The organism is Agrobacterium sp. LAD9 (assembly GCF_003031125.1).
GTDB lineage: Bacteria > Pseudomonadota > Alphaproteobacteria > Rhizobiales > Rhizobiaceae > Agrobacterium > Agrobacterium radiobacter.
This window is the reverse complement of sequence record NZ_PHGS01000025.1, coordinates 491348-503362: the sequence shown is the minus strand read 5'-3', so window position 1 is coordinate 503362 and position 12015 is coordinate 491348. Positions and strand designations below refer to the sequence as shown.

Annotated in this window: 9 protein-coding genes; 6 read left to right on the top strand and 3 right to left on the bottom strand. The window is 61.3% G+C overall.

The window, feature by feature from the left end; genetic code table 11:
* The first annotated feature begins 1 nt into the window (after position 1).
* Complete coding sequence (locus DA915_RS23770) at positions 2-1555, top strand: FAD-dependent monooxygenase (RefSeq protein WP_107677491.1); 1554 nt, start codon at positions 2-4, stop codon at positions 1553-1555.
* Between the two features lie 15 nt (positions 1556-1570).
* Here DA915_RS23770 and DA915_RS23765 read toward each other — a convergent pair whose 3' ends face one another.
* Positions 1571-2389, bottom strand: a complete 819-nt coding sequence (locus tag DA915_RS23765) for a helix-turn-helix transcriptional regulator (protein ID WP_107677490.1) — start codon at positions 2387-2389, stop codon at positions 1571-1573.
* A gap of 107 nt (positions 2390-2496) precedes the next feature.
* Between DA915_RS23765 and DA915_RS23760 the strand changes: the two genes are divergently transcribed.
* On the top strand, positions 2497-3381 hold the full coding sequence (locus DA915_RS23760; protein ID WP_107677489.1) for an SDR family oxidoreductase: 885 nt from the start codon (positions 2497-2499) through the stop codon (positions 3379-3381).
* Positions 3382-3424: 43 nt separating this feature from the next.
* Here the strand turns inward: DA915_RS23760 and DA915_RS23755 are convergent, their stop codons facing one another.
* Positions 3425-6505, bottom strand: coding sequence for a multidrug efflux RND transporter permease subunit (locus DA915_RS23755; protein WP_107677488.1), 3081 nt, complete (start codon positions 6503-6505; stop codon positions 3425-3427).
* A 14-nt stretch (positions 6506-6519) separates the two neighbouring features.
* Positions 6520-7686 carry an efflux RND transporter periplasmic adaptor subunit gene (locus tag DA915_RS23750; protein ID WP_107677487.1) on the bottom strand — a complete coding sequence of 389 codons (1167 nt, stop codon included), beginning with the start codon at positions 7684-7686 and terminating at the stop codon, positions 6520-6522.
* A 163-nt stretch (positions 7687-7849) separates the two neighbouring features.
* On the opposite strand from DA915_RS23750, the gene DA915_RS23745 reads away from it, so the two are divergent.
* The 4 genes from DA915_RS23745 (at position 7850) to DA915_RS23730 (ending at position 11942) form a co-directional block, all read left to right on the top strand.
* Positions 7850-8539, top strand: a complete 690-nt coding sequence (locus tag DA915_RS23745) for a response regulator (RefSeq protein WP_003508238.1) — start codon at positions 7850-7852, stop codon at positions 8537-8539.
* Positions 8536-9600 carry an ATP-binding protein gene (locus DA915_RS23740; RefSeq protein ID WP_107677486.1) on the top strand — a complete coding sequence of 355 codons (1065 nt, stop codon included), beginning with the start codon at positions 8536-8538 and terminating at the stop codon, positions 9598-9600. The genes DA915_RS23745 and DA915_RS23740 overlap by 4 nt, the downstream gene beginning before the upstream one ends.
* Before the next feature lie 164 nt (positions 9601-9764).
* Positions 9765-11303, top strand: coding sequence for an MFS transporter (locus DA915_RS23735; RefSeq protein ID WP_107677485.1), 1539 nt, complete (start codon positions 9765-9767; stop codon positions 11301-11303).
* 66 nt (positions 11304-11369) lie between these two features.
* On the top strand, positions 11370-11942 hold the full coding sequence (locus DA915_RS23730; protein WP_107677484.1) for a cytochrome b: 573 nt from the start codon (positions 11370-11372) through the stop codon (positions 11940-11942).
* Positions 11943-12015: the final 73 nt, after the last annotated feature.

Here is a 12015-nt window from a genome sequence, read left to right as displayed (position 1 = left end):
CGTGCATATACCCTCTATTTGTTTTCATGACGTCCTGATCGCCGGCGCTGGCCCGGTCGGCCTGTTTCTCGCCTGCGAGTTAAGGCAGGCCGGTTGCTCGGTGCTGGTTCTCGAAGCATCGCCATATCCGGATTCACCCCTGAAACGGCCTCCCTTCGGCCTGCGCGGCCTGACGGTGCCGACGATCGAAAGCCTTGATCGACGCGGTCTGCTCGAGGCGATCAAAGAGCGGGAGGCAGGCCGTGACACACCCGGGACGGCGCACTGGATGAAAGGGCAGCGGCGGCCCGCCGGGCATTTCGCGGGCATCCAGTTTTTTCATGACCAGATCGACGCGCAACGCTGGCCTTATCGCCTTGCCGGTTCGGCCAGCAACCTTGCCACCGATATGGCGAGTATAGAGACCGTTCTGGCGGCGCGGGCCGAGGCTCTGGGCGTCGAGATACGGCGTGGGTTTGCCGTGGAAGGCTTCAAGCAATCCGAGGAGGATATCGCCGTTCAGGCGGGCGGCGCGGTGTTTCGGGGCCGCTGGCTTGTCGGCGCCGATGGCGCTCGCAGCATAGTGCGTAAGGTGGCAGGGATCGCTTTTGCCGGCACTGAACCCGAATTCACCGGCTATTCCGCGCAGGTCGAACTGGCCGATGCCGGGGCGCTGAAGCCCGGCCGCCACTATACCGCTGCTGGCATGTACATGTTCACGCCAACAGGTACGATCGCCATGGCCGATTTCGACGGTGGCGCCTTTCATCGTTCCGCACCGATCACGCGTGAACATGTCGAAGCGGTGCTGCGCAGGGTCTCGGGCACGGATGTTTCGGTAACAAGGCTTGATCTGGCCACCACATGGACAGACCGCGCCTTCATGGCGGTGGAATATCGCCGGAAACACGTGCTGCTGGCGGGCGATGCCGCCCACATTCACTCGCCGCTGGGCGGCCAGGGGCTCAATCTCGGCCTGGGCGACGCGATGAACCTTGGCTGGAAACTCGCTGCCGTCATTCGCGGCGACGCATCGCCGGACCTGCTCGACAGCTATGCCATCGAGCGCCAACCCATAGCCTCGCAGGTTCTGGACTGGTCGCGTGCGCAGGTGGCGCTGATGCGGCCCAGCCGAAGCTCGCGGGCGCTGGAAGGCATCATCCGCGATCTCGCCGCCACGCGCGATGGCGCAACCTATTTCGCCGAGCGCGTCTGGGGCATCGGTATCCGCTACGATCTTGGCTCTCCCCAAGCCCTTGTCGGCCGCAGCGCGCCGGATTTCGCGCTCCTTGACGGCACAAGACTGAATGAGCACCTGCGGAGCTGCCATGCGGTGCTACTCGATTTCGATGCGCGCCCAATGCTCGGCAATGTCGCGGAACGCTGGTCTGATCGGCTAGACTACGTTGCTGTGGATGCCGAAGATCGAATGGGACTGAGTGCCTTGCTGGTACGCCCCGATGGCATTGTCGCATGGGCCTGTGACGCCACCCCCGACGAGGCGGAACTTGAAGAGAGTATCGTTCGCTGGCTGGGCGTCTCGGTTCTGGAACTGGAGCGCCCCGATTGTGGATAGGACGGCGTGATGGGATCAAGCGGATTTTGAGATCAGCGAGCGAAACCGTTCGGTCATTTCGGGATTGGCGGGATTATAGACCATCATGTTGAGATCCGAGCGTCCCTCCACCGCAAAGCTTGAAAACTCCAGTTCAATCGTTCCGAGAACCGGGTGGTGGAGGCGCTTGAGGCCCTCATGCATGCTTGTGACCTCGTTATCATCCCACATGGCCTTGAATTCGGGGCTGGCGGCAGAGAGCTCATCGACCAGTTGCTGGATGCCGGCCCCCGCGCCGGCGCGCGCAGCATCCGCCCGGAACGCGCCGACGACATAGCGGGCGACATTGCACCAGTCCTCCTGGGCGGTGCGCACCCGTTCATCGGAGAAGATCAGACGCAGAATGTTGCGGTTCTCCCTCGCCAGTTTGCTGTAATCCGTCAGGATGAGGGCGGCGGCCCGGTTCCATGCCAGAACATCCCATGTCGCCGTCCTGATGATGGCGGGGCTGAAGGGCATGGCGTCTAGCACGCCCTGTAGCCGGGGCGTTATGGTCTCGGGTTGACGGTAACGCTGCTCGGGCGGATGTCCGAAGGCCAGTATATGCAGGTAATCGCGCTCGGGATCGGTCAGCATCAATCCCTTGGCGATGCGATCCAGCACATCCGCCGAGGGCGAACCGCCACGACCCTGTTCCAGCCAGGTATACCAGGTCGGACTTATGTTGGCGCGCTGGGCAACCTCTTCCCGGCGCAGGCCCGGTGTGCGGCGGCGGCCGATGGGAAAACCGAAGGTTGCGGGATCAAGCCGCAGGCGACGATCGCGCAGGAAGGTGCTGAGTGCATTGTCCGTCATTGCATTTCCTCGCCGCAGCCTGTTGAGAATTATACCATGATAAGGTCACTACTTTAACAGGACAATTCTTCATGAGATCACCTCTCCCGTCAACGCGGGAGATTTATATGCGTGTTTTTCTGACAGGTGCCACCGGGTTCATCGGCTCCCGGATTCTTCGCGAACTGCTGGCGAGTGGCCATGAGGTGACCGGTCTCACCCGCTCGGAGGCCGGCGCAAGAGCGTTGCAGGCCGCAGGCGCTTCCGCCCATATTGCCACGCTGGAAGATGCGGCAGGGCTTGCCGCGGGTGCGGAAACTGCCGATGCCGTCATCCATACGGCTTTCGATCATGATTTTGCGAATTTTGCCGCCAATTGCGAAAAGGATCGCCGGGTGATCGCGGCGCTGGGCTCTGTATTGGCTGGCTCCGAACGGCCGATGCTCATCACCTCAGGGGTCGGCATGGGTGATCCCGGCAATGGCGAACCTGCACGGGAGAATGTGTTCGACACGCATCATTTCAACCCGCGCATCGCCTCCGAACTGGCGGGCCAGGAGCTATTGCAGGCGGGCGTCAATCTCGGCGTCATCAGGCTTCCGCAGGTGCATGACACGGTGAAGCAGGGTCTCATCTCGCCCTATATCGAGATGTCGCGCGACAAAGGCGTCGTCGCTTATGTCGAAGACGGTGGCAATCGCTGGTCGGCTGGTCATGTGGACGATGTGGCAAAGCTATACGTGATGGCGCTCGTTCGGGGTGAACGGGGTGCTCGATATAATGCCGTGGCGGAAGACGGCGTTGTCGTGCGCGATATTGCCGGGATCGTTGCCGAGGGGCTGGGGCTGCCACTCGTTTCCATAGGCAAAGATGAGGCCGCCGCCCATTTCGGCTGGTTTGCCCTGTTCGCTTCAATGGATCTCAGGGCTTCCAGCGCCCTGACACGGAAGAAGCTCGGCTGGGTGCCGAAAGGGCCGAACCTGCTCGATGATCTCAGAGCCATGGACTACTAATTTGGAGGCAGGCGTCCGCTGAGGCGGAGGCCTGCCTCCAGCATCAGTTGCGGCGCAGACGGGCCACGACGACGTAAAAGACGGGAACGAAGAGCACCGCCAGCACGGTCGCCGAAATCATGCCACCGAAAAGGCCGGTGCCGATGGCGTTCTGCGTCTCCGAACTCGCGCCCTTGGCGATGACAAGCGGCACGATGCCGAGCGTGAAGGCGAGCGATGTCATCACGATCGGCCGCAGACGCAGGCGTGATGCCGCAATGACGGCATCAGTAAGCGTCTGCCCCTCCTGCTGGCGTTTTCGGGCAAACTCCACGATCAGCACGGCATTTTTCGCCGAAAGCCCGATGAGCGTGATCAGGCCGACCTTAAAGAACACGTCGTTTTCCAGCCCGCGCAGATGCACCGCAATGACAGCGCCGATAATGCCGAGCGGCACGACAAGCATGACGGAAAGCGGCACAGTCCAGCTTTCGTAAAGTGCTGCAAGAACAAGGAAAACGATGAGGAACGAAAACGCCATCAGCATGGGCGCCTGCGCACCGGACTGGCGTTCCTGCAACGATTGACCGGTCCACTCAACCGCAAAGCCCTTGGGCAATTTGGCTGCGAGCCGTTCCATTTCTTCCATCGCCTTACCGCTGGATACGCCCGATGCGGCGGAGCCGGAAATGCTGGTCGAGGGATAGCCGTTATAGCGGGTGAACTGCAGCGGCATTGTCGACCATTGCGGCGTGACGATTTCCGAAAGGCGGACCATCTTGCCGGCATCGTTGCGGACGTGGAGGTTGAGCACGTCATCCACCTGCATGCGGCTTGCGGCCCTGGCCTGCACGATCACCTGCTGCAGGCGTCCATCGCGCGGGAAATCATTGACATAGGTCGAACCAATGGCCCCGCCGAGCGTATCGGCGATGGTCGAGTAGGACACGCCGAGCGCGCTCGCTTTCTGCCGGTCCACGTTCACGGTGACGCTCGGGCCGCTGGGAAGACCATCGATGCGGACATCGCTCACGAGCTTGCTCTCCGCCGCAAGCCGGGTCAGTTGGGCCGCAGCCTCGCCGATCGCATTCGCCCCGTGGTTGGCGCGGTCCTGCAGCCGCAACGCAAAGCCCGATGTCGTGCCGAGCTCATCGATTGCGGGCGGCTTGAGGCTGAATATCTGCCCTTCGTCGGCGGCCGCCATCGCGCTGGTCGCAGCGCCGACTTCGTCGTCCACGCCTGTCTTACGCTCGCCCCATTCCTTGAGCGTGGTGAAAGACATCGCCGTGTTCGGGCCCGAGCCCGAGAAACCAAAGCCCATCACCGTCAGATTATTGGCGATGTCAGGCCGGGTCTTGACGTGATTTTCGAAGAGGTCGACGACGACGCGGGTGCGCTCGGCCGTGGCCTCCGCCGGCAGGGTAAAGGATGTCATGAAGGAACCCTGGTCCTCATCCGGCACAAAAGCCGTCGAGAGCGTGCCATATCCATAGGCAACCGCGCCGATGATAGCGAGGTAAACCACCATGGTACGCCCGGTCTTGCGCACGAGAATGGCGACCCAGCCGGCATAACGCGCGGTCAGACGCTCAAAGGCGCAGTTGAACCAGCCGAAGAAACCTTTCTTCTGATGGTGATCGTGACCGACCGGCTTCAGCAGGGTCGCGCACAGAGCGGGTGTGAGGCTGAGGGCCAGAAATGCCGAGAACAGGATCGATACGGCCATCGATACGGTAAATTGCCGGTAGATCGCACCGACCGAACCGGAGGCCATGCCCATCGGCAGGAAGACGGCGGTCAGGACCAGCGTGATGCCGATGACCGCGCCGGATATTTCCGTCATCGCCTTGCGCGTCGCTTCAAGCGGCGACAGGCCCTCCTGAGCCATCAGGCGCTCGACATTTTCAACGACCACGATGGCGTCATCGACAATGATGCCGATTGCCAGAACCATGCCGAACATGGTCAGCGCATTGATCGAATAGCCGATCGCCAGCATGACCGCGAATGTGCCGAGAAGTGCGATTGGTGCAACGATGGCCGGAATGAGCGTGTAACGCAGGTTCTGGAGAAACAGCAGCATGATCAGGAAAACCAGAACCATGGCCTCGGCGAGCGTCTGGACTACCTTCTCTATCGAAACCTTCACGAAGGGCGCGGTATCATAGGAGATGGCGAATTCCATTCCCTCCGGCATGGTCGTGGAAAGCTCCGCCAGACGCTCCCGCACACCGGTCGAGGTGCTCACCGCATTGGCGCCGGGCGTCATCTGAATGGCGGCGGCCGTCGCAGGTTTGCCGCCATCGAGGATGGAGAAGCTCGATGTCTGTGATCCGACTTCGATTATCGCTACGTCTCCCAGTGTCAGCCTGGAGCCGTCTGGGTTGGAACGCAGAATGATCTGCGCGAATTCATCGGGCGTCTGCAATTGACCGCTTACGCTGAGCGGCACGCTGACCTTCTGGCCCGGCACGGTTGGCGTTTCACCCAGACGGCCGGGGGCGACCTGAATATTCTGAGACTGTATGGCCTGTGTCGCCTCGGCCATGGAGATGGAATGGGCAACAAGGCGGACGGGGTCGAGCCAGATGCGCATCGCCGCTTCGGACCCGAAGGATTGCACGCGACCGACACCGCCGACACGTTTCAGTTCCGGCGCAATGTTGCGGACGAGATAATCATCGAGAGCGAGAGCGTCGAGCGAGCCGTCCTTCGATTTCAGCGAAACGATCATCAGAAATCCTGACGATGCCGATTCCACCGTCAGTCCGGCGCGGCGGACCTGTTCCGGCAGGCGCGGTTCCACGGCCTTCAGCCGGTTTTGAACATCCACCTGCGCAAGCTCGGGATTGGTGCCCGGCTTGAAGGTGACGGTAATGGTGGCCGAGCCCGAGGAGTCGGCCGATGAATCGAAATAGAGGATGTTTTTCGCGCTCGAAAGTTCGCGTTCGATCAGGCTCGTCACGCTGTCATTGATCGTCTGCGGCGTGGCGCCGGTATAGGTGGCGTAGATCGAAACGCTGGGCGGAGCGATGACGGGAAACCGTGAGACGGGCAGTTGCGGGATGGACATCACCCCCGCGATCACGATCAGAATGGCGATGACCCAGGCGAAAACAGGCCTGTTGATGAAAAACTGCGGCATGATCTGTCCGCTCCTTAGGTTCGGGTCTCTGGGGCGGCAGGGGAGAAGGGCGACGTTTCAAGCGGCTGTCCACCCTGGACGCGATCCTGCCCCAGAACGACGATGGTTTCCCCGGCGGCAAGGCCTCCCGTGACGATGTATCGACCGTCGGCCAGCGGCCCCAGTTCCACCGCGCGGCGCGCACCGGTCTTGTCTGCGCCGACAACAACGATCTGCGGCCGGCCGGCCGGATCGCGGATGATTGCTTCCTGCGGCACGCGGATCGCAGCGCCGTATATGGCGCGCGGAACCATCGCGCGGATATACATGCCCGGAAGCAGCTGTTCCTCCGGGTTTGGAACGAGGATGCGAATGCCGAGGCTGCCCGTGGCGCTGTCGACGGAGATGTCGGAGAACAGGACCTTTCCATCGTGGCCGAACGGCTTGCCGGCGATGGTGATGATCTTTACCGGCAACTCGTCCGGATTTTCGGTGCCCGCCCCGGAAGCCGTGTCACGCAGGGCCTCCAGGCTCATCGCTGACTGGCGAACATCCACATAGACCTGATCGATCTGCTGAATGACCGCCAATGGTGCAGTTGCCGAGGATGAGGCAAGTCCGCCTTCGCTCATGAAGGACTGGCCAATGACCCCACTGATCGGGCTGCGCAGCGTCGCATAGGAAAGCTCCAGCTTTCGCCGGGCGAGAATGGCGCCCGCTTCCGCGACATTCGCCTTCGCCTGCGCAAGGGCGGCGGTGGCGTTATTGAAGGATTCCGCACTGGTGATCTCGCGCGAAGACAGCGATCTGGCGCGCTCGTATTTAACCTGTGCGTTCAGAAGTTCCGCGTCCGATCGCGCCAGCACGGCGGTTGCAGCGTCCACATCGGCTGAAAAAGGTGCGGGATCGATCTGGAAAAGCGGTGTGCCGGCTTCCACGAAGGCGCCTTCCGTGAACAGCTTCTTCTGGATGATGCCACTCACCTGCGCCCGGATCTCCGCCGTGCGGTAGGCCGACACTCTGCCGGGCAGTTCGTCGTAGACCGTCACGGGTTCCGGCTGAACGGTCATGACGCTGACGCGTGCGGGCGGCGTCGTTTCGGCGGCACCGCCGGCATCCGTTCCGTTATCGCTGCAGGCACAGAGAAGAAAGATCGGCAGGCACAGCGCGCCAAGTTTCCAGAAGTATGATCCGCGTCGCATGAGTATCCACCATCCATTTTAAACAACGAGCTCGATGGCGGCTATCTAGGCTCTGTGCATTTGCGCTTTGTGGAGGTTTTGTTGCGGCTTTGTGGAGGCCGGCACCCGATACTCGACGGCGTGGCCGTTCGGTGGCATGGATGTATCAAGGAGTTTGAAGACGATGGCAGAACTAGTTTTGATCGCTGAAGACGACATGAAGATCGCCGGCATTCTCGAAGCCTATTTTACCCGCGAAGGTTTCCGCACCGTGCATGCCCGTGACGGCAAGGTGGCGCTGGAACTTCATCGCGCCCTGAAACCAGATATCGTGCTGGCGGATGTCTCCATGCCGCGGCTGGATGGCTGGGAGGTTCTGGCGGAGATACAAAGGCGCGGCCATACGCCCGTCATCATGGTCACCGCACTCGACAAGGACGTCGATCGTCTTCAGGGGCTGCGCATCGGGGCGGATGACTACATCGTCAAGCCGTTCAATCCCATCGAAGTTGTCGCACGGGCAAAGGCGGTGCTGCGGCGCGCGGGGCTCAGGCAGGCGGGCGCCGTCGTTCGGGTCGGCAACCTGACCATCGATCTCGACAGCTACGAGGCCAAGATCGAAAAAGACGATGCCACCATTCGCCTGTCGCTGACATTGACCGAATTCAGGCTGCTGGCGCATCTTGCGCGCACGCCGACCAAGGCCTTTACACGCGGCGAGCTGGTCGATGCCTGCCTGCCCGGTTCGGATGCGCTGGACCGCACGATAGACAGCCACTTGAGCAAACTGCGCAAGAAACTCGAGCAGGCCGGTGGCGAAGGCATGCTGGCCAGCATTCGAGGTGTCGGTTATCGTCTGGCGGTCGAGCCATGATGCTGAAAAAAGGCCTCAGCCGCCAAATATTGCTGGCCATGTCATCAATGACGGTGATTGCCGGTCTGGTGGTCTTTTTCGGCACTTACATCGCCTTCAGCATCATCTTCTATTTTTATCCCTGGTCTGAAAGCGAGGACAACTGGCTGACGGGCGTTGATTTCATCATCCTCTCCGTCCTGATCTTCATCGCCCTCATCGTTGCCGCCATCGCCTCCGTCCGCTTGACCCGGCGCATTCTGCAGCCGCTCGAATCCCTCGCCCACAGCGCGAGACGCATCAAGGACGGCGATCTTTCGGCGCGCGCCTTGCCGGGTGATCATTCTTTGGGAGAGACAGCCCATCTCGTCGAGGACTTCAACGCCATGGCCCAGCGTCTGGAGGATATGGCGGCGGATATGAAGCTCTGGAATGCAACCATTGCCCACGAGTTGCGCACGCCGCTCACTATCCTCAAAGGTCAACTGCGCGGCATGATCGACGGTGTGTTCGAACCGGATGAGACGTCACTTCAGGGTCTCGTGCTGCAGGTGGATTCCCTTGCCCGGCTTGTCGAGGATCTGCGCACCGTCACACTTGCCGATAGCGGCCATCTCGAGCTGCGCATCGAACCCGTGCGGCTGAAGGAAGAAATAGAGCAGCTTGCCGCCGTGCTGGAACAGGAATTGAGGCAGGAAGGTTTCGAGCTTCGGCTTCACCTCTCCGATATGGTGGTGCGGGCCGATACCATGCGCATTCGACAGGCCCTCCTTGCGCTCATCACCAATGCGCGCCGTTACGCCCTGGGCGGCGCGATCGACATAAGCCTTGGCGTTGAAAACCGTGTCACGGTCTTGCGGGTCACGGACGAAGGGCCCGGGCTTGACGGTGATATCGCTCCTTGCGCCTTCGAACCGTTTCGAAGGGGTAGCCAGACCGGCTTGACGGAAGAGAGCGGCAACGGGCTAGGCCTTTCCGTCGTTCGCGCAATCGTGGAGGCTCACGGCGGCAAGATACGTTATGCGCCATCTGAAAAAGGCGGCGCCATGTTCGAAATTTCACTCGGTCAGCCGGTGTCCTGACCGCAACCAGCGCCCGCTGCCGGCTGCCGCCCATCTCCACACATTCTCCACACTTCCTCCATGAAACCACAAAGCGCAGCCGGTAGCGTTCAGGCTGCGGAAGTAGTCGCCGCCGCAACAGCGGCGTCTCACTGCCGCGATCTGGCATTTTGATGGTGAAAACAATGACGGTGTCTTTCGACCCGAACCACGTCCCCCCGCCCTCGCCGCTTCATGCGCACCGGTGGATCATTCTCATTGCGGTCATGCTGGCATTTCTGCCTGTCGTTCTCGACATGACGATCCTGCATATCGCCGTGCCGTCGCTGACGCTTGCGCTGCAGGCATCGACCACACAGGTCCTGTGGATCATCGATATCTATTCGCTGCTCATGGCCGGTTTGCTGGTGCCGATGGGCACCCTCGCCGACAGGATCGGCCACAGGAAAATGCTGCTGACGGGCCTGTTCGTTTTTGGCCTCGCCTCCGTCGTGGCGGCGTTTTCGCTTACGCCGTCGATGTTGATCGCCGGACGCATCCTGCTTGCATTTGGCGCGTCGATGATCATGCCCTGCGTGCTCGGCATCATCAGGCGCACATTCGAAGATCCGGGCGAGCGCGCCATGGCGCTCGGCCTTTGGGGAACGGTCGGCGCAGCGGGTGCGGCGGTTGGCCCGCTGGTGGGCGGCGCCCTTCTCGAGCATTTCTGGTGGGGATCGGTCTTCCTCATCAATGTTCCCGTGGTGCTTGTGATCATGCCGATCATCGCCTTCATCCTCCCGGAAAAGGAAATCCTCTCTCCGGGCAAATGGCAGATAAGCCAGGCCCTGCTTTTGATCGTGGGGATCATCGGACTGGTCTTTGCCGCCAAAACCGGTTTCAGCGGTAAAGAGCCGCTCGCAATCGTCGGACTGGCCCTTCTGATCGGCGCGACTGCCCTTGCAATCTTCGTTCGTAACCAGCTCTCCGTCGCAGAACCGATGCTTGACGTGACGCTCTTTTCCCGCCCGGCCATCGTGACGGGTGTCGGCATGGCCGTCGTCACCGCCGGAGCGCTTGCGGGCGTCGAGCTTACGCTTGCGCAGGAGCTGCAGTTCGTTCTCGGCAAGTCGCCGCTGCAGGCCGGCCTCTTCATGCTGCCCATCATGGTCGCGGCGGCCGTTGGCGGCCCGGTTGCCGGCTTCCTGTCGAACCGTCTCGGCCTTCGGGCGGTTGCGAGCGCCTCGCTTCTTGTTGCCGCCGCCTGCCTTGTGACGCTGGCGCAGTCCGATTTCCATGATCCTGGCCTCGCCGTGCCGGCATGCCTGACATTGCTCGGCCTGTCCCTCAGCATCGGCCTGACCGCCTCGTCGATTGCCATCATGGGTGCAGTTGAGGCTGAAAAGGCGGGCGCTGCCGGCTCCCTGGAGGCAACGGGTTACGAACTCGGCGCGGGCCTCGGCATCACTTTCTTTGGCGTGGCGCTATCGGCAATCTACATGGGGGCGCTGGTGCTGCCAGCCGGCATTCCGCCAGAACTGGCCGACGCGGCAAGCCACTCGATCGGCGATACCTACGTGTTGGCGGGAAAATTGCCGCAAGACCTCGCGGCAGCGCTGGTAACCGCCGGCAAGAGCGCCTTTTCACAGGCGCATGCGGTTCTGCTGACCGCGGCGGGAACCTTGATCGGACTGCTTTCGGCAGCGGTCTTCTTTGCCCTGAAAAATGTGAAGGCGGGCCACTGAGCCCGTCTTTTCATCATTCGCCAAAATCAATCGGGCCGAATGGACCTCGATCAAGGAGATATCGCGATGTCACACATCATCAATGAGAGCCGAGCCGTAAAATATCCCCTGCCGATACGCTGTCTGCATTGGGTAAGGGCGGCGCTCATCATCGGGCTTATCGCCTCCGGCTGGTACATGACGCGATTGCCGGAAAGCGACATGGCCACCGCCTCGATCTTTTATCCCAACCATAAACAGTTCGGCGTTCTGGTCTGGCTGCTTGCCCTCGTTCATCTGGCGCTTCGCTGGCGCTACAGGCAGATCATGCCTTCAGCGCCATCGGCTCTGGCGCCATGGGAGAGAATTCTCTCCCATGCGGTACACAAGCTCCTGATCCTGTTGACTTTCCTTGTGCCGCTGCTCGGATATTCGCTGTCCAGCAGTTTTTCCCAGAGCGACGGGGTACCGTTTTTCGTGATTTCACATCTGCCGGAGCTGCTTCCCAAAAACGACAGCGCCTTCGTGGTTTTCCAAACGCTGCATCGATACGGCGCTTACGCAATTCTGGTTCTGATCGGCCTTCACGTGCTGGGTGCTCTCAAACACAGGCTCATGGACAGGCGCGGCCCGACCGATGTGCTTCCGCGCATGTTGTGACGGGGCTTGACCGATAAATCCCGGCAGCATCGGAAAACCGATGCTGCCTCTCGATATGGTGGATGTTCAGGCG